Source organism: Psychroserpens luteus (assembly GCF_015319355.1).
In the GTDB taxonomy this organism is placed as follows: Bacteria; Bacteroidota; Bacteroidia; order Flavobacteriales; family Flavobacteriaceae; genus Psychroserpens; species Psychroserpens luteus.
Genome location: NZ_JADILU010000007.1, coordinates 63,887 through 88,186 on the forward strand (window position 1 = coordinate 63,887; position 24,300 = coordinate 88,186).

Genomic DNA, 24,300 nt, shown 5'->3' on the forward strand with positions numbered 1-24,300 from the left:
AAAACTCAAATAGAAATGACAAAATCAAGAATGAAATGATAAGATTATTCTATATTGATTAAACCGAAAAAAACTACAACTAGCAAAGATCTGTATTAAAAAAAAACAATCTTAAGCTCATCTTGAAACAAAATTTTAATCACAAGACAAACCTTTTTTTGCAATAGAAAAAGCTTGCTCTAATAATTGATTTGCTACAACTGAAAATGCCTGCAAATTCTCAGTCGCAAAAATTATACACAACACGTTAGAAGAACCAACCCAAAAACTCCAAAAATTTAGTTAACACGCTTTACAATAATTAATCCACGTCGTATCTTTATAAAAAGTAATCTTATGAGACTTTTTATAGTCATTGCAATCTTAATTTTTATGCCAAAAGAGAGACTATTTAACTTTAATGCAACTTCAGACATTAGTCATTGGAGAATAGTAGATGACGTCGTTATGGGTGGACACTCAAACGGTAGTTTTGAGATTAATGATGATGGTCACGGAAAATTTAGTGGTCAAATCTCTTTAGAAAACAATGGTGGGTTTTCATCGCTTCGTTATAATTTTGACACAAAAAAGGTATTGTATTTCAGTAAAATAAAAATTCGCTTAAAAGGTGATGGCAAGAATTACCAGTTTGGTGTAAAGACAGCATCTAGCGATTATGCCTCTTACGTTTATGAATTTGAAACCACTACAGATTGGATGACTATTGAAGTCCCTTTTGCAGCTATGGAACCAAGATTTAGAGGTCGTAAACTTAATGAACCTAACTTTGAAGGTGAGCAATTGGAGGAAATTGCTTTTTTAATAGGTAACAAAAAAGAGCAATCTTTTGAATTGCTCCTTGATACTATTGTATTAGAATAAAATATTTCAAATCAATTTAAATAAAATATTAAAAACTCTCGATTAATTTATCTTTATAATAGTACATCCACATGATTCTAAGTGAATGTTAAAATTTCACTTTTCCCGATTTTTCCCTCATTTTTATAACCTACTAATTCTACAAAGTACGGTTTTCCCGCATAATGTTTACGGTTTTCCCCTAACCAAAATTCAATTAAAATTATCAAATTAATAATCTATTATTCAACATCGTAAATCTAAATGTTTAATATGATTCTTATATACATGTATCCCAAATTTTATCCGCCTTAGCTGTTTTATATTGTTTTGTTTTGATTAAATAATAATTAACAATTTAAATTTAAATATTATGAAAAAAATAACAATACTCTTCATCTTTCTCTTTGGACTAGCTATAAGTCATGCCCAAGAAATATGTGGAACACCTGAACCTAAGATTAAAGGTTCCTTAACAATTATTGATCCAAGTTATTTGAATAGAAATACACCTGTATGTATAAATATTTATTATCATATTATAAGAAATAGCAGTGGGATTGGAGGAATTAATCAAAATCAATTAGAATTAATTACAGATGATCTAAACCTTCAATTTGGCAATCATGATATTACATTTACGACTAGTGGATTTGATTACATAGATAATACTAATTATCAAACAATAAACAATTCTACAGAAGCAGCTAATCTGGCCCAAGTAAATAATTTTTCAAATTCCATAAACTATTATATTGTAGATAGTTTATGGAACGTTGGTAATGGATTTGTAGCAGGAACTGCCATTAATATTCCTTCTAACAATTTAGTTATTAGAAGTGATAGAGTTTTCTTATCTACATCACCACACGAAATTGGTCATTGCCTAAATTTATGGCACACATTTCAAGGAACTGCTTCTGGGACTAGTGGTTGCGCAGAAGCAATTAACGGTTCTAATTGTGGGACTTGTGGAGATAGAGTTTGTGATACACCTGCAGATGCCAATACAGGGAATTCAGGAGGATATAGTCCAGATATTGATAATTATATGTCTTACTATATTAATAGAGATGAATTTACCATTGGACAAGCAGATAGAATTAGACAGTCTTTAGCAAGCTCAACTTTACTCCAACAAGTAGTCGCTCCAATTTGTAATGCAGGAATTGATGGACCTAATGAAATATGTCTGGGAACACCTACCACATTCACATTTAACAACTTACCTGTTGGTGCAAGTATTACATGGAGCTATCCAACAAATAGAATGTATGTTATTTCTGGACAAGGCACAAGTGCTTGCACATTAAGTTCTTTTACCTCTGGCACAAATAATATCATCACAGCTACAATAGTAGATAATGGTGTTACTACAGTATTTCAGTTAAGCGTTAACATTTTATACGGTGGAAGTTCAACAACACCAACTATTATTGTGTCTCCAAATAGCCCTAATAATCTTATATGTTGTGGACAAACCTATTCGTTTGAGCATGCCATATGCGCAAGCAACTGTAGTAATATTGAATGGAATCATACTGTTTATTCATCTAATCCTTCAGACTACTATGCTATTAATGATACAGGAAACACAGCTATTGTCACCATAAATAAAAACGACTATAGCCCTTTTATCATAAATAGCAAAGCAAGAAACTTACCTGTTAACTGTGGTAATCCCTCAAGTTGGTCAAACGGAATCACAAGATACTATGGTGTGATTTCTGCTAGATTCTCTGGATCTGATAAAGATAAAACCAACTTAAACAAACAATCACCTCTATTGGAGCGATTTATAAACTCTACTAATACGTTGGAAGTCGAAAAAGTAGATTTATATGAATGGATGAATGCTCAATTTAGTGACAGAAATCTCAATCAAAATGAAGCTGAACATATTATTAATTTACTTTCAAAAGAAAATCAGTTTAGTAGTGTTAAAATTGAAATTTTCAACCTAACAGGGTTTAACGTTTTTTCTAAAGAGATGCATACATCAAAAGTTAGTTATAATTTGTCATATCTAACTAGTGGTATTTATTTCATCAAATACAGTTATGGTGGTGAAATAGCAACTAATAAGATTATCATAAAATAATTTATTTTAGTGTAAATGAAAAAATCCTAAACTAATTAGTTTAGGATTTTTTTATATATAAATTTTCTATTTACTACTCGATATATCCCATTTTACGCATCCAATCGTTGTTAAACATTTTACCTACATAACGACTTCCGTGGTCATGAAATAAAACAACTACGACGTCATCTTTTGTGAAATGTTCTTTTAATTGTAGTACACCTTTTATTGCTGCTCCTGCACTGTTTCCAAGAAACATACCTTCTTCTTTCGCTAGTTTTTGCGTGTATACTGCTGCATCTTTATCGGTTACTTTTGTGAAACCATCAATGATAGAAAAATCTACATTTTCTGGTAAGATATCTTCTCCAATACCCTCAGTTACATAAGGATAGATCTCTTTTTCGTCAAAAATCCCTGTTTCGTGGTATTTTTTAAACACACTACCGTAAGTATCAATTCCCCAGATTTTAATATCAGGATTTTGTTCTTTTAAGTATTTACCAACTCCAGAGATTGTTCCTCCAGTTCCTACTCCTACAACAAAGTGCGTGATTTTACCATCGGTTTGTTTCCAAATTTCTGGACCTGTACTTTCGTAATGCGCTGCAGCATTACTTGGATTATCGTATTGATTCACATACCAAGAGTTAGGCGTTTCTGCACCTAAACGTTTTGATACTGAATAGTAACTACGAGGATCTGATGGCTCAACATCTGTTGGACAAACTACAACCTCTGCTCCTACAGCACGAAGAATATCCATTTTTTCATTAGACTGCTTATCACTAATTACAAAAATACATTTGTAACCTTTTACAATGGCAGCTAAAGCTAATCCCATACCTGTGTTTCCAGAGGTTCCTTCTATGATTGTTCCGCCTGGTTTTAATCGACCATCAGCCTCAGCATCCTCAATCATCTTTAAGGCCATACGGTCTTTTGTTGAGTTTCCTGGGTTAAAGGTTTCGTATTTTGAGAGTACCAAACATGGTAAATCTTCTGTTAATTTATTTAGTTTTACTAGAGGTGTATTTCCTATAGTTTCTAGAATGTTTTTAGCGTATTGCATAGTCAAAATTTTACCATGCAAAAATAGATAAATATTAGAGTTTAACACGAAATTTAACTGGTTTTCGCGTTAAGGATGGAAGTGGCATCCTTTTTTGAGGTCATTGAGCTTGCGAAATGAAAACGAAAAAAAGATATAACGTACAGCCTGACGCTTTATCACCATAAAGTGATAAAGGGTAACGCCCAAATTAACAGGTTCAAACTTGAAAAAAATTACTTAAAACGAATTGCCTTAACGGGTGAAATTTTCGAGATAATAATGGATGGAATTAGTAGCATTAAAAAACACGCGATGAATGTCCCAATATTGAGAAGTATGATGTAATCTAAACCAATATGCACAGGAATTACTGAGACATAATATTGTTCGGGATCTGGGAATTTTAAGAACTCGAACTTTTGCTGAACAAATAATAAGGTTAGGCCAATGATATTTCCCCAAAGCAAACCTAAGCCAATTAAATAGGTTGCGTTATATAAAAACACTTTTCTAATGCTCCAATTGCTACTGCCTAAGGCTTTTAAAATTCCAATCATTTGGGTGCGTTCTAAAATGAGAACGAGTAAGGCTGTAATCATGTTGATTCCTGCAACGATGATCATTATGGTGATTATTCCGTAGGTATTGTTATCGAAAATTTTAATCCATTCAAAGGTCGTAGAGAATTTTTCTTCTATGGTTTGTGTGTCTAAAAACGATGGTGTTTTGTCTCGTATTTGTTGTTCTTTTTCTAAAAGCTGAGAGAAATCATCGAGATAGACTTCAAAGTTTCCAACTTCGTTTTTTTCCCATTTATTCATACGTTGGATGTGGCTTAAATCTCCAATCATGAAATTTTTATCAATGTCTTGAAACCCAGAATTAAAAATCCCAACAATTTTAAATGCTCGTTGAAACGGGATCTCTTCAATACTCCCTTTACTAAAAACAGTTTGGAAACTATCACCTACTTTAAAATTGAGTCGGTTAGCTAGATAGCTAGAAATCACAACGTCATTGCTAAGTTTGCCTTCGTAGGTTGGTAAAATGCCTTCTACTAGAAAATCTTTGAGATACGACCAATCATAATCACTGCCAACACCTTTGAGGACAATGCCTTCAAAATCGGTTTCGGTTCTAATAATACCGAATTTAGTCGCCACACCTTGAATGTGCTTAATACCTTCTACGGAATTAAATTGCGGATAAAACTCTTGATCTGTTGATATTGGTACGATAGATTCATTAGACTCATTGGTGTCATAATTATTGATTGTAATATGACCATTAAAGGCTACGACCTTTTCTCGCACCTTTTTTTGGAGTCCTAAACCTGTAGCAATGGCAATGAGCATCACCACAATACCAATAGCAATTGCAGCAATACCAATTTTTATTATTGGTGCTGAAACACTACTTTTATACGCTTTACTACCAATAATGCGTTTAGCTATAAAAAACTCGTAATTCAAAATTATTATATGCGTTTATCAATATTCAAAAATAGGGTTTTCCCAATAATTATAGTGTTTGTTTTAGTGATGATTTCTTGTGGCTCAAAATCTAAGAATGATTCTGCTCAAAATAATGAGATCCTGAAACAAGTTCAGGATGATAGTAATTCAAAATTTAGTGATGATATCATTGTTGCAGCTAATCGAACGGATGCTTACTTGCCTTTATTAAAAGGAAAACGTGTTGGAATTATAGCGAACCAGACGAGTGTGGTTTTTAAAGAGATTGCTTCGTCGCAAGTTTATCAAAATGACAATTACACTCATCTGGTTGATACTTTATTACAACGAAATGTCAACATCAAAAAAGTATTCGCTCCAGAGCATGGTTTTAGAGGTAAAGCAGATGCTGGTGAATTGGTTAAAGATGGTATTGATACCAAAACCAACTTACCTATAGTTTCTCTCTACGGAAAAAATAAAAAACCATCTCCTGAGCAATTAGCAGATTTAGATGTTGTTATTTTTGATATTCAGGATGTTGGAGCCCGTTTTTACACTTACATTTCTAGTTTGCATTATGTGATGGAAGCTTGCGCAGAAGCTAATATTCCTGTTATTATTTTAGACAGACCAAACCCAAACGGAAATTATATTGATGGTCCTATTTTGGAACCAGCACATAAAAGTTTTGTAGGAATGCATCCAATACCTGTGGTTCATGGGATGACCATTGGTGAATATGCCAAAATGATAAATGGTCAAGGTTGGCTAGAGAACAAGATAACGTGTGATATAACGGTTATTGAAATGCAAAACTATGCACACGATAAAACATATAATTTACCTATAAAACCATCTCCTAATTTACCAAACGATAAATCCATTAACCTCTATCCTAGTCTATGCTTTTTTGAAGGCACGAATGTCAATGCTGGTCGTGGGACTTCTAAACAGTTTCAGATTTATGGTAGTCCATATTTAGATAAAACAGTTTATAGTTTTAAATATATCCCTATGCCAAATGAAGGTGCTAAATATCCAAAACATGATGGTATACTTTGCTATGGTGAGGATTTAAGCGAGCGTAAAAACCTTAATCAAATAGATTTAAGTTATTTGATTAAAGCGTATAAAAACTCAATTGATAAAAAGATATTTTTTAATGATTTCTTTACCAACCTTGCTGGCACGAAGGCCTTACGAATGCAGATTGAATCTGGTGTTTCTGAAAAAGAGATAAAGGAAACTTGGGTTGATGGTTTAAAGAAATTTAGAACTGTTAGAGCTCAGTATTTGATTTATGAATAGGGAAAATATATGAGTCCAATTTCCATTATTGTGACATCTTTCATAATCATGTCTGTATTTGCGTTACTTTTCCAATACTATATTTGGAAAAGTTGCAAAGCTGATAAAATGATTATAGAAGAGCATTGGCAAAAATTTCTAAAAGCAGATTTAAAAAATAATATTGAAGGCATAAAAACATATGCAGATAAGTTGGTATGGAATAAACATATTGAAACGGAACAATTAAACATAATCATGGAAGCTATTAATTCTAGGGTTGAAAAATATCCTGAATTCGAAAAACTATCTAATGTGATTTTCAATAAAAACAGGCATCTTGACAGACCACTTCCCTATTCTGGTAGTAGTGGAGGAAAGAAACAAAGTTGGTAAAATATTATAGATTATAGATTCCGCATCAAGTGCGGAATGACAACTTTAATTGGAAACAAATTATTCTTACTCATTCTTAAGCAAGAAAAGCAAATCAGTCATATCCAACAGCAACTCACAATCTTCAAATAATCTAACCAAAAAAACAATTCGTAGTGTAGCTTGAACCGCTACAAACACATGTTCCTTTTGATTAAACTAGTTAAATTGGTTAATGGAATTTTAATAGACTTTGATTCAATACTTAAATTTACTTCGCTTTCGTTTTGTTCACTTCTATTAATCACTGTAAGGCTTACCGTTTGGTCTCAAGTTTGTGCGTCTGTATTCTGCTCTTGATTGAACTTTTGAACGGTCTTTCTCAGTTAGATTATAAGATAAACTTACTTTTTCTTCAAAAGCTTCATAATCTTTATCTGAGTTATTATTTGCCAAGGTAGATGACACGTTATCTAATTCTAAATCAAAGTCTATTGAAATACTTGCTACATCATTATCGTCTTCTAATATTGCATTATCAAGACTTGCAAGAGCAGTATCATCTAGACCTGCAATAGCAATATCAGATTCTAATGGAGAAGTATAATCAAACGGTAACAGTCGATCTAATTGAAACACAATAATTTTATCTGCTTGATAAAACATTACTGTATATTTACCTAGAGGCAATTCTTCTAAAGAAATTTTCGCACTCTTAACCGCAGGTTTAAAGTCAAAAACTTTTTCGGTCGTTTTATTCACAAAACGTACCTTTTTAAATAAATATTTATTTTCTAAGAGTAAAGAATCTTGTTGGTCTGATAGATCATGATTGAGCTCATAAGCCAACGGATTGACATTTTTTCTAATTGTAGTATAAGTTTCCTCTTGAGCAAATGCATTGCTGTTGCTTATAAGTAGGAAAATCACTATTGCAAATAGGCGAGTTATTGGCACGCCAATGATAGTTAACTTGTTCATGATTTGGGGTCATTTAAAGATTAAACTAAAAAACTTCCAGCCTCGTTAAGAGAGCATTGGATTATTTTATGTTTTGCACTAAATTAACTTTTAGTTTTAGCCTAAAGCCAACTTAATTACATGACAAAGTTAAAGGCAATTACTGATTCGAATTAATATCTTAGATGTATTCTCAAAAAGAAACGATGAACGGAATATAATTACAAAAAAAGTAGACCAAATGCAGGATAGATTAGTGTTTGACAAAAAAAGAGCAACCGTAAATCGCTTAAAATGAACACTTAAACGAATGTCAAGTTTAATTATTTGATTTCCCAACCTGTATCACTCGATCAGGATAGTCTGAAATAATCCCATCAACCTTGAAATCAATCATCAAGTTGATATCTGCTACTTCATTTATGGTCCATGGTATGATTTTGAATCCGTTGTCTTGAAAATTAGAAATGCTTTTTTTATCTAGAAGTTTAAAATACGGACTTATAATCTCTGGTTTAAAAGAAAGTTCTTTAAGTTTAGAGTCTATAGATTCATTTTCATCTACGAGCAATGCAGTAGTAAGTTCTGAGTTTTGGATCCTAACTTCTTCTAAAGCTCTTACATCAAAAGTTTGAATAATAGTTCTATTACTTATGCCTTTAGTTTCTATGACACTAAGAACTAACTGCACAAATTCTTGAAGCTTTGGTGTGTAAATGCCATCATATTCTGGCATGCTTTTAATTTCTATATTATAGAAAATGGTTTTACCAGACTCATTTTCAGCTAAATCAATAACTTCGGTTAGTAGTGGTTTATAGACTTTTTCGTTTCTCTGAAATGGGAATCTTGGATGTTTTTTGCTTCCGCAGTCATATAATTTAATACTATCATATGTCATTGTGTATAAATTGAATGACTTCTCCAATTGTGGAGTTATCTCATTTCCGAAGACATCTAAAGCAATCTCATGATTCATAAAAGGCTCATGAGAAACGACTACTTTATGATCTTTTGAAATAACAACATCCAACTCTAAAGTTGTTACTTTAAGATCTAATGCTTTTTTAAATGCCGGTAAAGAATTTTCGGGATGTAAGCCTCTACAGCCTCTGTGACCTTGAATATCCATTGGTTTTTGTGAGTTACAGTTATACAATATAACAAAGCTAAAGATCCAGAAATAACGCATTAATCTTGGGTTTTTATGGTTGTTGGATTTCGGTATTTATGAAACGGTTGCTTGAGAAGCTCTCCTATTTTACCATTAGCAACTTCATCTGGAAACGTATCTACACCATATATTATGGATTCTCTATCTAGAGTCATAAACGTCCCAAAGAGACGATCCCAAATGGAAAAGATGTTTCCGTAGTTAGAATCTGTATATGGCAACTTATAATGATGATGTACTTTGTGCATATCTGGTGAGACAAAGACATAACTTAGGGCTTTATCTACTTTTTTAGGCAACTTAATATTAGCATGTCCAAACTGTGTAGCAACTAATGATAGTGATTGGTATAGAAATACAATTGCAATTGGTGCTCCAACAATAAAAACTCCAAATAATGTGAACGCAAAACGAATGATACTCTCCAAAGGGTGATGTCTATTTGCTGTTGTAGTATCTACGCTATGATCTGAGTGATGCACCAAATGCACCATCCATAATGGTTTTACTTTATGTTCTACATAATGTGCTAAATAGGCACCTACAAAATCGAGTAACATAACTCCAAGCAACGCATAAGCCCAAAGTGGTAAATTTGGAATCCAGTTTATAATTCCAAAGTTATTTGTCTTTACCCAGTCTGCTGTTGCAACTAACGTAAATGCTAAAGTAAAATTTACAATAATTGTAGTGAATGTAAAAAACAGGTTTGGTACTGCATGTTTCCATTTTTTGTATTTGAAATTAAATAATGGTAACGTGCCTTCAAGTAACCAGAATAATGTGAGTCCGCCAACAAGAATCAGACTTCTATGAAGCGTAGGAATCGTTTCAAAGTAATTAATTATGGCTTCCATGAAACTTATTGATTTGAGGTTATTATCTGACTTGCTCTTTTCAAATTTACTAAAGAAAGTTTACTTCGCCATTCACTAGCACTTTTTTCATCATTTAATAAAAGATGAGCAGTAAAGTATAAAAAGGCAATTTCTGGTTCATCAGTACTATCTATTGTATAAGGATCTATACGTTTTAATTGTCTTAAAACTTTTCTAGGTCTATTGAGGACTAATTGTTGTTTGATTTTTTGAAGATTGATTTTTTGTTGATATAACTCAGATTTACCAATAGAATCCTGATCTAAATATGTTTGTGCCTCTTGAAAATAAATATCAGATAAGTTTATCATTTCTTGTCTTACCTTTGGAAGCACAAAGGTTGCCATATCTATATAACCAGCTCCTAATCTAAATGCAGAGTAGAAACTTCTCTTCTTTCTGTAAGCTAAATATTCTCCTTTTAAAAGCGACGTATTTAAAGCATACTTTAAAATAAAATCTGATATATTTAGGTAATTATCACTGTAAACAGTTTCTACATTTAAAATATTACCATTAACATCTAAAACTTTAATAGTATCATCATTAAATTTATTTATGTAGTCTGCATTTCTATCGTTTTTTATCTCATCAAATAACTCTGAATAATTTGATTCTGATACTTTTACAGGTATAAAATATTCCCAAATCAATTCGTTGACATATTCATTAGTAAACAGATCCTCAATAAGAACCTTTTTACCATTATCAGCATTAATTATAACAGGCATTGGTATCAAAGTAGATTCTTCCCACATCATCAAAACCATCTTATCTTGAATAGTAGCTAAACGTTTAGCTGCCTCCAAAGACGTGTTCCATTCTCTAATTTGGGAAAAACCAGATATTGAAACAAAAAATATTAGAACTACAATTAGTTTTTTCATGGCTATCTTAAAGATTAATATTTTTTTTCATGGCTTCAACAATGTTATATGCTGCGGGACAAATCGCCACATTTTTTAAAGTTAGATTTGAGATCTGCTGAAATTTCTTTCTATCTGTATGTGGAAACTCTCTACAAGCCTTTGGTCTCACCTCATAAATAGAGCAGTAATTATCTGCACCCAAAAACGTGCAAGGTACAGACTGCAACACATAATCATTCTCTTCATCTAAATGTAAATAGGTATCAATGAATTGTTGTTGCTTCATTTTAAAAAATTTAGCAATCCGTTCTATATCTTTTGGTGTAAATAGAGGTCCCGTTGTTTTACAGCAATTGGCACACTCTAAACAATCTGTACGTTCAAATTCTTCTTCATGCAGTTCTTGCATGAGGTAATCAAGCTTTTTTGGTGGCTTTTTTTTAAGCTTCGTAAAGAAGGTTTTATTTTCCTTATGCTTATCTTTGGCGAGCTTTGGAAGACTTTCTATTTTGGGTTTGATATTCAAAATTCAAGGTTTAAACAAAGATAATCAAACTTGCCATTTAGAGCGAGATGAAGAATCTTTAAATTGATTAGGTTCTAAAATCACTTAAATAGCAAAAGCTATTAATTAAAATAGATTCCGCATCAAGTGCGGAATGACAAAAAAATGAAAGACCTTTTTGGTAAAGCCTTACAAGATTATTTCAACAATAATTATACCGAAGACCTCATCACCTCAACTAATATTTCTGGTGAAGACGAGTTACCTATTCCCTATCTTTTTAGAAGTTATTCGGAAATGCCCAAACTAGAGCAAAAGGCTTTACAATTAGCAAAAGGAAACGTTTTAGATGTTGGTTGTGGTTCCGGAAGTCATAGTTTATATCTTCAAGAGAAAGGTTTCAAAGTGAGAGCAATTGATATTTCTGAAGGTGCTGTTGACGTTGCTAAAAAACGTGGTGTTGAGCATGTAGAACAAAAAGACATCCTTAAAGAAACCGATACTTTTGACACTATTCTTTTATTAATGAATGGAACTGGTATTTTCCAAGAGGTCTCTCAAGTGTCTAAATACCTCAATCATTTAAAATCGCTTTTAAATCCTGGTGGTCAAATCTTAATCGATTCTTCAGATATTAAATATATGTATGAAGATGAAGATGGCGGATTATGGATAGACACCAACGCAAATTATTACGGAGAATTAGATTATTTCTTAAGTTACAAAGGCGAAGAAGAAGAGAAAATGAAATGGTTGTATCTAGATTTTGAGCGTTTGCAATTGGCTTGCGAAGCTGTTGGCTTGCAATGTGAGAAGGTTTTGGATGGTGAACATTTTGATTTTTTGGTGCGGATTACTTAAGAACTATTTTTTTTGTGATAGATTCTTCGCTATGCTCTGAATGACATATCGCTTTTTAACAATGATCTATTTAGAATTGAAGTTCACGTTGTCATTCAGAAAGAGGAACGACTGAAGAATCTTTTATATAGTATCGTTTAAAAAAGCCCACTCTGAATTAAAATTCATAATTAAGTCTTCTTTTTTCAATCGACTAAATCCTTTTATCTGCTTTTCTCTTTTGATCGCAACATCAATTTCAAAAAAATGCTCATAATACACTAAAAAGAAGCATTTGTATTTAGTAGTAAATGCTTTTGAAAATGGCAATGGATTTTTGTGAGAATATAATCTTTCCTTCAAATTATTAGTGACACCTGTATAAAGAACAGTCTTGTTTTTATTTGTTAGAATATATACATAATAGTTATGTGACCCTTTAGTTTTCATAGTTTGAAATTAAAGATTCTTCGCTGTGCTCTGAATGACATATCGCAATCTTAATTACAAATTTAGAATTGAAGTTCAATTTGTCATTCAGAAGGAGGCACGACTGAAGAATCCAATATGCATTATCTCACTTTAATTAAAGATTCTTCGCTGCGCTCTGAATGACATATTTCATGCTAAAAATCATTATTGTGCTTCACCTCCAACAAAAGTCTGCTCCACAATAATCTTAGGAATCTCATTTTGATCAACAGTCATAATATCTTTATCCAAAATGATAAAATCTGCAAATTTACCCGTTTCAATACTTCCTTTTTCGTTTTCTTCAAAATTAGAATAGGCTGCCCAAATGGTCATTCCTTTTAAGGTTTCTTCACGTGACAATCCGTTTTCTTTCTGAAATCCGCCTTCAGGAAACTGCTCTAAATCTTGTCTTGCTACAGCAGCATAAAAAGTTAAAAACGGACTCACCTGTTCCACAGGAAAATCTGTCCCTAAAGCTACTTTTCCGTAGGCTTTAAGTAATTGTTTATAAGCGTAAGCACCTTTTATACGCTCTTCTCCCAAGCGATCTTCTGCCCAATACATGTCACTTGTTGCATGTGTTGGCTGGATAGATGGCATGACATTTTTATACAAATCAAAATCTTCTGGAGAAACCACTTGCGCATGCTCCACTCGCCATCTTCTATCGTTTTTACCACTTAACACTTTGTTATAAGTTTGTAATACCGCATGGTTTGCACTATCTCCAATAGCATGTGTATTCATTTGAAATTCTGAATTAGCAATTTTCTGTGCTTGTTGGTTAAAGGTTTCTAAATTTGTGACCAATAATCCAAAATGATTCTCTTTGTCGCTATATGGTTCTCTCAACATGGCTCCTCGAGAACCCAAAGCACCATCTGCATAAAACTTAAATGAGCGTACGTTTAATCTATCGGTTTTTGTGATGCCTTTATTTAAATAGTAGTCTACATTTTCTGGAGTAAACGAGACCATTGCGTAGACTCTCATTTTCAAATCACCCGATTGCTGTAAGCTATCAATGAGTTCTATTTCTTGCTGACCTAATCCAGCATCATCAACGGTTGTCAACCCTAAATCAAAGCAAATATCTTGAGCTGCTAATAATGCTTTTATCGCATCGTCTCGTGTTGATTGTGGCCAATAATTTAATACTAAGCTCTCAGCGTTATCCACTAAGACACCTGTAAGTTCTCCATTTTCTATGACTACTTCTCCTCCTTCTATTTTAGTATTTACAGTAACATTTCCTAAATCTAAAGCTGCTTGATTACATAAAATAGCATGACCATCTATTCTAAACAAGGCCACCGGAGTTTTTGGAAACAATTTATCTAATAATGTTTTCTTCGGAAATTCTTTCTCTTCCCAATCGTTCTGATCCCAACCATTACCTAAAATAAATGAGGCTTGGTTTTTATTCTGAAAATCGGAAACCCGTTTTACTACATCCTCAAAACTTTTGGTACCAACTAAATCTGCTGCCTGTTGATCAAGACCCAAGCCGAAAAAATGACAGTGTGCATCTATTAGTCCTGGAACGATTGTTTTTCCATTGGCATCGATGATATTATCTGAAACGTATTTTGCTTTGATATCTTCGGAAGCACCTACTTCTAAGAACTTACCATCATTTATGGCGAAGGCTTCTGCTTTTCCGAAGGAATCATTAACTGTGTAGATATTTGCGTTGAACACTATAGAATCTACTTTTTGCTTTTCTTTGGAGCACGAGAAGATTGAAAATAATACGATGAGGATGGATAGTTTTTTCATTGGTTGTATTTTATGAAATAAAGATACCTACAAGGTTTCTAAAACCTTGCAGGATAATTGTCTGTTTTTTTTAAGTGTAGTAAAAATACAAAAAGCATTCATTCTAAAAATTTAAGAATGAATGCTTTTTTTAAATTATGAGATCCTGAAACAAATTCAGGATGACAATCTACATCAAAAATCAAATTGATACGTCGCTCCTGCTAAAAACTGAATCCCTTGAACAGGATAGTTCATCCAGCGATTATAATTTTGACTTGCTATGTTATTTACTTTTGCAAAAGCAGATAATTGGTCTGTGATTTTATAACCTACATGCGCATTGGCATCAAAATAACTATCTAATGCTATTGTTGAAACAACTGGCAAGCTTAAAGTGCCAATTCCTGTGACAAATTGATCTTTACGCTCTCCTACGAAGAATAAATTAGCACCTGCAAACCAATGTTCGTCAATTTGAATGTCTAAAAATGCAGACGCTTCAATATCTGGAAGATTCCATGCTTCGGCTTCGTTATCTGTACTATATGCAAAATAATCTGCTTTAAGTCCGAGTTTAAAATTTCGGTTTACATCAACATTTAACTCTCCACCAATAGCGAAGGTTTTAACGTCATCGTAAGCAATTCCGAAGGAATTTCCGAATTGATAATTCTCACGATCTATACCAGAATCTGGATTCGACTTAAACAACGCTCTATTATTATCGGCAAAATATCGTCCATTAACATTATAGCTCATACTATTAGACAATTTACCTTTTATTCCTACTGAGGCTTTATAAGCTTGATCTGTTGGAGTTATAAACAATGTTGGAGACACAAATGGATTTTCTTGTGCAAAATCGTAATACGAGTTTTGGTTTAGTCCGCCTTCAATACTTCCGTAAGCAATTAATAATTCGTCAACTAAACGGTAACTCGCTGTGATGTTTGGATAGATAAAGAATTTACTATCACTGGCCTCACTATCATTAAAGTATACGAGATTAACTCCTAAACTAAGAGTCAAATCGTCTTGTTTCATTTTATAGCTTGGCGCCAATCCAAACACAATATTACTATACTTAAGTTCTTCATCAACGAAATAGTTTTTATCAAAAGAACCTCCTAAATAATCTATGGTCACTTCTGTATTAATAACCTCATCTAATACAGGAACATCAAAACCAGACTTTAATACAAAACGGTTTTCTCCAGAATCTTGATCATCACCGAAACGTCTAAACAAGACACTTCCTTTTTTCAAAATAGCATCATCAAACTTGATGTTTCCACCAATATTTGCTGTATAAAATGAATGACCTACATCAAAAACTTCAACATCTTGATTTGGTAAACCATACCAATTAAAGCTTTGTAATTGGAAGCCTCCTTCTACTTTCCAAGAATAATCTCTAAGCTTTTGGCTGTAATGTGCATTCAGGCCTGTTTCAGAAAAATTATTATCAAAATTAATGTCTTCAATATCTCCGGAAGATGAGTGATGACTAAAATATCCGCCAACACGCTCTGTTCTACTAATGGCATGATTAAGATAGACTTCGCCTAAAATCGTGGTATAAGTTCCAACGCCTAAAGACGCATAATTATCGTATAATTTTACAGCTTTTTCTTTATCTACAGTTGCAGCTTTTCCTTTTGCAGGTGTAAAAGTTGATGCTACAGGAATTGAAAAAATATTATATTTAATTACCTTTTTCTTAATGGTTGTAGAATCGTTTAAGGTTGGGATTTCCTTGATTTTAAATGCGTCTGATATTGTTGGTGTATATGGTTTTACCACATTTACCGTTCCGCCATCAATACTGTCGTTTTCACGTTCTTGAGCGAAGGTGATTGCAACGTTTAAGGTTAATATTGCTAGGATTATATATTTGAGATTGTTTTTCATAATCTATAATTTGATTGTAAAGTATTATTAAAGTCCTGAAATTATTGGATCAAATCCTTGATCTAATGGATTGCACTCGCTAAAGTTTTGTTCTACATCCATAAATTGAGTGAATAAGCAAAAAGTGCCTGATTCTCGAAATGTCTCTTCATTTTCAATAACTACTTTGTATTTGTATGTTCCGTCTGGTGTTTCAGTCACACCGTTTTCTCCTTGTTGACCTGTTGGGAAATAATTATTTTCATTTCCGTAGTTATTAGATTCAAAAACCACGTTATCCTCAATATCATAAATAGTAACAGTATGGTTTTCGTACAACTCTATATTCTCTATTCCGAAGAGATCATTATAGCCATCTCCATTAGGAGTAAAAATATTATCTACCACTATTGCACCTGCTGATTGATCTAAATTATCAACATTAGGTCCAAATACTGGATCTGGTGAGCAACAACCTTCAAAAACATCTTGCTCTTCTACATTATTATTATCGTCTTCTCCGCATGATAAGATTGTAAAAACGGACATTAGAATTATTAAAAAATTTATTTGTTTTATCATTGATGTAATCGCTTTTTAATGATGAGGTTACTGCTTTCGCAGGAATTGGTTTTAGTTTTGAGGCTGTACAGATGAATTCGTTTTGGCTTCTTTAGTTTTAATTCTATTGAGTTCTTCTTGAGCATCAGTAACAACATCATCAAACTGTGAGAAATTACTAATCACACTTTCTAAAATGTATGTCGCTTGAAAAGCATCACCCAAAGCGTCATAATTTTTTGCCATAAGCACTAAACCTTTTGCACTGTAGTATTTATAACTACTGTAATCTCTAGCTAATTTTTGAACCGTTGTATTTGACAATTCATGTTTACCTTCTTTGTTTTTAAAGTAAGCGTTGTAATACAAAGCTTCGGCAGCTAATGCTCCTGTTGCTATTTTCTCAACCTCAGCATAAGCAGTTTTGGCTTTACTTTCATTTCCTGTTTTAATGGCAGAGCGTGCAATAATGATTTGAGCATCACTTTTAACTTTATTATCAATTTTTGAATTTTGAAGTGACTTCTCAGCATACTTCACTGCTTCGGTATAATTTTCTTTTTGATAATAAGCATTCATCAAATTGGATTGTGCGTAGGTGATGTTCTGCGGATAATCTGCTTCATTTTCCAAACGTTTTAATAATGGTATGGCTTGATCCCAATTTTTATTACCTAAATATATTTCAGATAATTTGACAATTGATTGCTCAGTGAATTCTCCTTTTTGTTTATTAATCACATATTCGTAATGCGGTTTAGCATTGTCTGGCAATTCCTTTTTAGAATATAATTCAGCTAAATAAAAATGAGATTTAAGAGCGTGCATTCCGTTAGGGAATTCATTTAAATATTTATTGAACTGACGAATAGCACTATCTGTATTATTATCTAAATATTGTTTTTCCGCAGCTAAATAAGAGGTGTTATCTAACTCTGCATCTGTCACATTAATATAATCCAATGTTTTTACCCAAGCTGCATATTCTTCTACACGACCTAAATCTATATAGATTAATCGTGCTGTTGCTACTGCTTGATTAGCTTCTTCAGTTGATGGATAATCACTAGCTACTTTTTTAAACTTGCTTAAAGCACGCTCATTATTGTTTGCATTGTAATATGATAATCCTTGACGCAATAAAGCTTTTGAGATGAAAACACTGTTTTTATATTCTGAATTTAAGCGATCATACATTGCCATCGCTTTATCTGTTTCGTTCGTTTTTATATAAGAATTTGCCAATTCATACATCGCATCATCACGCAATGAAGATCTAGGATAATCGTTTATGAAAGAATTTAATCCGCTAATTTTCTTAGAGCCTTGACCACTAAAACCATAACTCATCGTTTTTTGAAACGTTGCGTAATCACTTTCAATTTCATTAATGGCTATCGCTTTATCGTAGGCTGAAATTGCACTATTATAATCACTAGACACAAAATAACCATCACCAAGTCTTAAATACGCATCATTTAAACGCAACTTATCTTCCTTGTGATTATTAACAAATTTTTGAAAATGTTCTGTTGCCTTACTATAATTTTTAAGTTTAAAATACGTGTAAGCAATGTTGTAATCTATATTATTGATTTCATTTACTGCGGAAGCTTCGCCTTGCTGTTCAAATTGCTTAAAGCCAATCAACGCATCATCAAAATTATTTAGGTGATAATCGGTTTCTGCTTTCCAGAATGTGGCTCTAGTTGTAAAAACTGGTTCTTTAGCTTCTTTGATAGACTTATGAAATAAATTCTTAGCATTTGTGTAATCACCCTCATTATAAACTTCTATTCCTCTGTAAAATGCTACTTTTTGATAAGCTACTCTGTTTTCAAAACTCTTTTTGTTTTCTAGAAGTTTAATAGCTTCCTTATAGTTTTTTGATGTGATGTAAGAGTCAATTAATAAGGTTTCTACTTCTTCTTTGTAGCTCGTCTCTGGATATTTATCTAAATAACTGGTCAATACTTGTGGTACAGATTGATACGGATTTCCAATCTCATAACTAATCTTTGCATAGTTTAGCCAAGCATCTTCCTGAATTTTTAAATCATAATCCATTTGAGACGCGTTTCTAAACGCATTAAGTCCTTCTTGTTTTTTATCTAAGTTGATATAACTCACTCCTAAATGATAGTAAGCATTTTGAGCAACGCTGTTATCTCCTCCAATGATTTTATTAAACTCAGAAATTGCACTTTCAAAATCATTTTGCTTGTAATATGCGTAGCCTAATTGGTAATAATCTACGTTATTCCATTTACCACGATTACCTTTATACTCTTTTAAATACGGAATAGCTTCGGAATAATTCTCCAAATTAAAATAACTCTCTCCTATAATTTTTGAAAGTTGAGATCTTTCTTGTGGATTGCTATTATCTAATTGCTCTTTAGCCAACTCGATAGCTTTTTCAAACTTACCTAGTTTGAAATTTAAATCGGCTTGATAATAAGATAACTTTTCTTTGTATTTATCCTCATCACTTACTTGATCGAAATACTCGTTGGCTTTATCATAATCATCACCTTCATAAGCCATAAAACCAATATAATACTTGGCTTGAGAACCATATGTTTTTGAAGTGACTACTTTATTGAAATACTTTGATGCTCCAGCCTCATCTTGAGTAGAATACAATGAATATCCATAATTGAAGTAGAATTTTTCACGTTCTGATCTTGCCATGCTACTTTCATCAACTTTATCGTACCATTTTCTTGCATACGAATACTTTCCGTTAGCAAAATAAAAATCTGCTACATCTAAGAAAGCTGTATTTCGTTTGGTGCTTGTTGGATAATCCTCCATAAAATCCTGAATGAGATCATCTGCATTTTGTTGATTGAGTCGTACTGCACAATTGGCAATGTAATAGGCGCAATCTGACTCCAAAGTTTCATTTGGAGCGTCATCTTTAATAGATTCAAATAGCGACTGTGCTGCTTGATATTGCTGATTATTATAAAGTGTGAGTGCTTTTTGATACTCTACCAGGTCACTAGTGTATGTAGCCGACTGTTGCGCTTGCATATGCAAGGCAAACAGTAAAAAGCCAAGTAAAAAACTTATTTTTCTGAAAGTCATTAAGTTCGATTTTTAATTGATGCCAAAGATAATTTATCTCTAACCTATAACGCATAATCTGTGCCATAATTATACACAAGGTTATTAAAAAGATGCTTTATTTATGATTACGTTACACTTTTCGTTTTATCTATGGATTTATAACCCTTCCGTCTTTAAACTTCTAAAAAAGTTTAAATCCATCTTCCCTTCAAAATGGAAGGAATTAATAAATTATTTTTTTTTCAATTTTAGGAATTTGATTTTTGAGAATTAGAATTTGATTTTTTTTTATAATACATTTACAATTCTATTAAAATCTTCATATTAATATGTCTGAAACTGTTTTACAACTCAAAAATGCATCTATCTACCAAGGAGATAGTATGGTGTTATCTGATGTTAATTTTGAAATGAACAAAGGTGACTTTGTTTATCTCATTGGTAAAACCGGAAGTGGAAAAAGTAGTTTTATGAAAACGCTTTATGGTGATTTACAACTTACCGAAGGTGAAGGTCATATTGTAGATTATAATCTACGTACTATGAAGGAGAAGGATATTCCGTTTTTAAGACGAAAACTAGGTATTGTATTTCAAGATTTTAAATTATTACCAGACAGAACTATCAATAACAATTTAGAATTTGTTTTAAAGGCAACAGGCTGGAAAGACAAAACCAAAATTAAAGAACGCATTGAATCGGTTTTAAATAAGGTGGATATGAAAACCAAAGGCTTTAAGTTTCCGCATGAGTTATCTGGTGGAGAACAACAGCGTATTGCAATTGCCAGAGCTTTATTAAATGACCCTGAACTTATACTGGCAGATGAGCCTACAGGTAACTTAGATCCGCAAACGAGTATTGAAGTTATGGAAGTGTTACGTGATATCAATAATAATGGTAACACGATTTTAATGGCAACTCACGATTATGCTTTACTACTAAAATACCCAAGTAAGACCTTGAAATGTGATGAGAATAAGGTGTTTGAGGTTGTGCAACGTAAGAGTTAAAACCCTAGCCATCTAAAAAAACGTTTAAAGGCATTATCTTTCTTTTCAGTGGATATTTCCGAAGGAATACTATTTTCAAACTCTATTGTAAATACTCCAAAATTTGATAATGTTTTTTGTGCTTTAGTATTGTGTAATGGTTTTTCAAAATTTGAATTATCCATTGGGAATACAATATTACCATCTTCTTGAAGTATACCTGATTTTAATATTGCTTTTGGGTTTTCTACATCATAGATTTTAAATGAACTTCCCGTTTTTAGGTTATATTCTGAGAAATCAATGACAACCGATTGACCTTCTTTTTGAAATAATGTTACTCTATATTCATTTTGAGCAAACTCATTTTTTGATATGTTAAGAGTTGATTTCATATCAAAATTCTTAATATTTTGCCATGTACTATTAACGTCTATGGATAATGTTGACTTCCAATCTGCCATAGTATAATCCTTTTTATTGATGACTCTAAAATTTCTATTGTTTTTAGAAAAATATTTATTGTTATCAAAATCTAATGTTTCAAAATTTGTCAATCCGTACTCATAGAAATGTACATAGCCACCGTAAATAATGTTATTTTTAAAGACAGTATTCTCTGCATTATCAAATCTTAATGCATTATTACCACCAATAATGATATTATCTATCACTTCTACATCAAGTAATGGTGCTTTACTATTAACACCTAATGTCAATGATCCAGCATCGCCTTTTGCACTTTTTGTTACATCAGTATTATGATATAAAATATTATTGACAAGCTTGATATTAGTCGCTCTATTGACACCATTATTATCATCTGTAGCAACTATGATATTGTTTTTAAAATACCCTCCAGATGAGCCATTATTAAAAATTATATTGTTTTGGAGCAACATATTTTTAACATAACTAGAGTTTGCTTTTTTAGAAGCCGACCAAACCTCAATACCCATATAGTAATTATTAAAAATGATGTTGTTTTTAATAATTCTGGTTTTATCACTTATATTTTGCACGTAAATGCCAGCTCCTCGTCCTCTTACTTCGGAAAAGAAACCGTTATTAAAAATTTTACAGCCATAAATTATAGTGCCTCCTGTATGTTTCCAAGAACCAAATCCTGATCCAGGATTATTATGGATTGTAAGATTTATGAATTTAGAATCTTGACCAGACGTATGGTTAATCCCGTCTGCTCTTATAAAACTGAGGTCCCTTACATGTCTAGCATAGTCTCCTAAAAACGTCACTTCAAAATTTTTAAATATGACTTGTTGGCTCTTAACCTCTAGAACAGCTTTACTTGGAGAATTCACATTTCCGTTGAGAACAACTTTATCATCTTTAAAACCAGAAACAGTTATGTATTGATTGGGCTTAAGACTTTGAAGTGAACTCACAAATTTCCCATTGTAAACACCTTCATGAATCCAAATTGTGTCTCCAGAATTAACAATACTTGTTTTTTGGTTCAACGCAGTTTGTAAATCCCAAGGTTGAGCTAATGATCCATTCCCTAAAGTAGCTCCAGGTGACTGAAGATCATCCATTGGAAACACATGAAATTCTTGCTGAGCATTTAAATAAAACCCAACAAAACAACATAAGATATAGAATGTTTTTCTTATCATGACTTCGTTATTTCAATTAGTGTACCAAAAATAATAATGTTAATCGCTAATACTATCTTAAAACCATTTGTTCTATATCGTTTATATATACATTAAAAATTAGTATTGTTTTCTTTTAAGAAAATTAAACCAATCAATTACAGGAAAATCAGACAACATTTCTTTAAAGGATGTTTCTTTTTGAAAAGGTGAAAGAATTAATAAAATACCAATAGCAAATGGAGCCATATAATTATTTACCCCAAGTACTACACCTAAGCCTACGTGTAGTAGGATTAACCCTATACCCCAAATCTTGTATAGGTTAGGTTTAAAAAAAACAACAATTGAGAACAACTCAAGATAAATGACGAATAAATACAAAACCCAGCCAATAATATAATGCTCAATAAACCAATCTCCCAATAACGTTTTTGGCGTGATCTCAAATTGATAAATCAATACATTTCGAAAAGATAAAGGAGAAAACAGACTAACGTTTTGTGTAAAAAGTTCTATCACTCCCCAAAATACTTTCCAAAATCCAGTTAACGCATAGGCTACTAATAAGAAAAACTTTGCACTTAAAAACATTAAAATTGTTTTCTCTTTATAATAGTTTGAACTCTCTTTGCCTGGCATTAGTGCAAAACAAAATAATGGAATTAAAACAAGGTGAGAGGCATGGTTTATCTTTCCAAACGAATTAGTTAACGCTACTAATAAAAAATAAATAACAAACAGATAAATTCTAGACCACTGCGTATTTTTGAGTAACACTAAAATTAAACTCAACATTAAATTTATTGATAAAAAATAACTGATGAAAAGTAAATTTTGTTGATTAACAAAGAATACTGGCCATAAAGTATCAATAAGTCTAGAAACAGCTATATCATCAAGCTTACCTAATTGAATAAATGCTATGATAGCAAAAGCAACGTAACTAAACTTCACAAGTCTACTTGTATCATCAAACAAGATAGAACTTGGCTTATCTAATATTGATGTTTTACTCAAAACAAATTTCCAAAAAAAATGATTCTCAAGTTCCTTATTCAAAATAGTAATCTTCGTTTTTATAAGTTAACAATCGTTTTACAATTCTAGTTTTTTCATAATCCTCAATGTTCAAATCCATAGTAGACTCATACAAATGGAATGTCGATTCTTTTGGAAAAATCTTGAAGATGTTTTGTTTTTTTTCAAGGTTTCCCAAATTATATTGATCATAAAAATCTGTTACTATTAAATTTACATCAACTAGATTTATATGATGATAATTGGTGAGTTTTCTTAAATCTGTTAATTCAGGTAACGTAGAATCACCAATCTTTTCAACTAATATGTAAGATTGTTTAATTGTATTGGGAGTTTTTGAATATAATGACCATCTAAAAAAAGGAAAATATTCTTTATGTACAGCTGTAAATCTACCAACAAAAGCTATAACCAAAAAAATGGCACACCAATAGACTATAAAATTCTTATAAAACTTCATGTAATTTTTCTAGAGAAAACATAAATATAATAATCTTTAAAACATTGTGTGCTTTTTTACTTTTCAATATATCTAAATAATGAATTTGATAGTAATATGACTTCA

Annotated in this window: 21 protein-coding genes; 6 read left to right on the forward strand and 15 right to left on the reverse strand. The window is 32.0% G+C overall.

Translation table 11 applies throughout. The annotated features are described in order from the left end of the window. The first annotated feature begins 336 nt into the window (after positions 1 to 336). Entirely contained in the window at positions 337 to 864 is a 528-nt protein-coding gene (locus tag IM744_RS16220) for a CIA30 family protein (protein WP_194509220.1), read from the forward strand. A gap of 352 nt (positions 865 to 1,216) precedes the next feature. Continuing rightward, positions 1,217 to 2,944: a T9SS type A sorting domain-containing protein gene (locus tag IM744_RS16225; RefSeq protein WP_194509221.1), complete on the forward strand. Its 1,728-nt coding sequence runs from the start codon at positions 1,217 to 1,219 to the stop codon at positions 2,942 to 2,944. A 73-nt stretch (positions 2,945 to 3,017) separates the two neighbouring features. On the opposite strand, the gene IM744_RS16230 is transcribed toward IM744_RS16225, so the two are convergent. After that, entirely contained in the window at positions 3,018 to 3,998 is a 981-nt protein-coding gene (locus tag IM744_RS16230) for a PLP-dependent cysteine synthase family protein (protein WP_194509222.1), read from the reverse strand. A gap of 215 nt (positions 3,999 to 4,213) precedes the next feature. After that, positions 4,214 to 5,452, reverse strand: a complete 1,239-nt coding sequence (locus IM744_RS16235; RefSeq protein ID WP_194509223.1) for an ABC transporter permease — start codon at positions 5,450 to 5,452, stop codon at positions 4,214 to 4,216. Positions 5,453 to 5,461: 9 nt separating this feature from the next. Between IM744_RS16235 and IM744_RS16240 the strand changes: the two genes are divergently transcribed. Both IM744_RS16240 and IM744_RS16245 read left to right on the forward strand, forming a co-directional pair. After that, positions 5,462 to 6,745: an exo-beta-N-acetylmuramidase NamZ family protein gene (locus tag IM744_RS16240; RefSeq protein ID WP_194509224.1), complete on the forward strand. Its 1,284-nt coding sequence runs from the start codon at positions 5,462 to 5,464 to the stop codon at positions 6,743 to 6,745. Positions 6,746 to 6,853: 108 nt separating this feature from the next. After that, positions 6,854 to 7,120, forward strand: a complete 267-nt coding sequence (locus IM744_RS16245; protein ID WP_194509225.1) for a hypothetical protein — start codon at positions 6,854 to 6,856, stop codon at positions 7,118 to 7,120. Positions 7,121 to 7,399: 279 nt separating this feature from the next. On the opposite strand, the gene IM744_RS16250 is transcribed toward IM744_RS16245, so the two are convergent. The 5 genes from IM744_RS16250 to IM744_RS16270 form a co-directional block, all read right to left on the reverse strand. Further along, positions 7,400 to 8,080 (reverse strand): hypothetical protein, encoded by a 681-nt coding sequence (locus tag IM744_RS16250; protein ID WP_194509226.1) that lies wholly within the window; start codon positions 8,078 to 8,080, stop codon positions 7,400 to 7,402. A gap of 298 nt (positions 8,081 to 8,378) precedes the next feature. Further along, positions 8,379 to 9,251: a glycerophosphodiester phosphodiesterase gene (locus IM744_RS16255; RefSeq protein WP_194509227.1), complete on the reverse strand. Its 873-nt coding sequence runs from the start codon at positions 9,249 to 9,251 to the stop codon at positions 8,379 to 8,381. Then, positions 9,251 to 10,090 carry a sterol desaturase family protein gene (locus IM744_RS16260; RefSeq protein WP_194509228.1) on the reverse strand — a complete coding sequence of 280 codons (840 nt, stop codon included), beginning with the start codon at positions 10,088 to 10,090 and terminating at the stop codon, positions 9,251 to 9,253. The genes IM744_RS16255 and IM744_RS16260 overlap by 1 nt, the downstream gene beginning before the upstream one ends. A gap of 5 nt (positions 10,091 to 10,095) precedes the next feature. Then, complete coding sequence (locus IM744_RS16265) at positions 10,096 to 10,998, reverse strand: hypothetical protein (RefSeq protein ID WP_194509229.1); 903 nt, start codon at positions 10,996 to 10,998, stop codon at positions 10,096 to 10,098. Positions 10,999 to 11,005: 7 nt separating this feature from the next. After that, positions 11,006 to 11,500 carry a YkgJ family cysteine cluster protein gene (locus IM744_RS16270; RefSeq protein WP_194509410.1) on the reverse strand — a complete coding sequence of 165 codons (495 nt, stop codon included), beginning with the start codon at positions 11,498 to 11,500 and terminating at the stop codon, positions 11,006 to 11,008. Between the two features lie 150 nt (positions 11,501 to 11,650). On the opposite strand from IM744_RS16270, the gene IM744_RS16275 reads away from it, so the two are divergent. Next, positions 11,651 to 12,346, forward strand: coding sequence for a class I SAM-dependent methyltransferase (locus IM744_RS16275; RefSeq protein WP_194509230.1), 696 nt, complete (start codon positions 11,651 to 11,653; stop codon positions 12,344 to 12,346). Positions 12,347 to 12,469: 123 nt separating this feature from the next. On the opposite strand, the gene IM744_RS16280 is transcribed toward IM744_RS16275, so the two are convergent. The 5 genes from IM744_RS16280 to IM744_RS16300 all read right to left on the reverse strand — a co-directional run bounded on the left by IM744_RS16280 (position 12,470) and on the right by IM744_RS16300 (position 20,104). Then, positions 12,470 to 12,775, reverse strand: a complete 306-nt coding sequence (locus IM744_RS16280) for a GIY-YIG nuclease family protein (RefSeq protein WP_194509231.1) — start codon at positions 12,773 to 12,775, stop codon at positions 12,470 to 12,472. Between the two features lie 186 nt (positions 12,776 to 12,961). After that, positions 12,962 to 14,578: an amidohydrolase gene (locus tag IM744_RS16285; protein WP_194509232.1), complete on the reverse strand. Its 1,617-nt coding sequence runs from the start codon at positions 14,576 to 14,578 to the stop codon at positions 12,962 to 12,964. A 174-nt stretch (positions 14,579 to 14,752) separates the two neighbouring features. Continuing rightward, complete coding sequence (locus IM744_RS16290; RefSeq protein ID WP_194509233.1) at positions 14,753 to 16,471, reverse strand: porin family protein; 1,719 nt, start codon at positions 16,469 to 16,471, stop codon at positions 14,753 to 14,755. 27 nt (positions 16,472 to 16,498) lie between these two features. Further along, entirely contained in the window at positions 16,499 to 16,999 is a 501-nt protein-coding gene (locus IM744_RS16295; RefSeq protein WP_194509234.1) for a T9SS type B sorting domain-containing protein, read from the reverse strand. 84 nt (positions 17,000 to 17,083) lie between these two features. Beyond that, complete coding sequence (locus IM744_RS16300; protein WP_194509235.1) at positions 17,084 to 20,104, reverse strand: tetratricopeptide repeat protein; 3,021 nt, start codon at positions 20,102 to 20,104, stop codon at positions 17,084 to 17,086. 311 nt (positions 20,105 to 20,415) lie between these two features. Between IM744_RS16300 and IM744_RS16305 the strand changes: the two genes are divergently transcribed. Further along, entirely contained in the window at positions 20,416 to 21,099 is a 684-nt protein-coding gene (locus IM744_RS16305) for a cell division ATP-binding protein FtsE (protein ID WP_194509236.1), read from the forward strand. On the opposite strand, the gene IM744_RS16310 is transcribed toward IM744_RS16305, so the two are convergent. From IM744_RS16310 to IM744_RS16320, 3 genes are all read right to left on the reverse strand, one after another. Beyond that, positions 21,096 to 22,715 carry a right-handed parallel beta-helix repeat-containing protein gene (locus IM744_RS16310; RefSeq protein WP_194509237.1) on the reverse strand — a complete coding sequence of 540 codons (1,620 nt, stop codon included), beginning with the start codon at positions 22,713 to 22,715 and terminating at the stop codon, positions 21,096 to 21,098. The two genes, IM744_RS16305 and IM744_RS16310, sit on opposite strands and share 4 nt — an antisense overlap. 99 nt (positions 22,716 to 22,814) lie before the next feature. Next, positions 22,815 to 23,756 carry a hypothetical protein gene (locus IM744_RS16315; RefSeq protein ID WP_194509238.1) on the reverse strand — a complete coding sequence of 314 codons (942 nt, stop codon included), beginning with the start codon at positions 23,754 to 23,756 and terminating at the stop codon, positions 22,815 to 22,817. Next, on the reverse strand, positions 23,749 to 24,195 hold the full coding sequence (locus IM744_RS16320; RefSeq protein ID WP_194509239.1) for a hypothetical protein: 447 nt from the start codon (positions 24,193 to 24,195) through the stop codon (positions 23,749 to 23,751). Before IM744_RS16320 ends, IM744_RS16315 begins: the two co-directional genes overlap by 8 nt. Between the last annotated feature and the right edge of the window lie 105 nt (positions 24,196 to 24,300).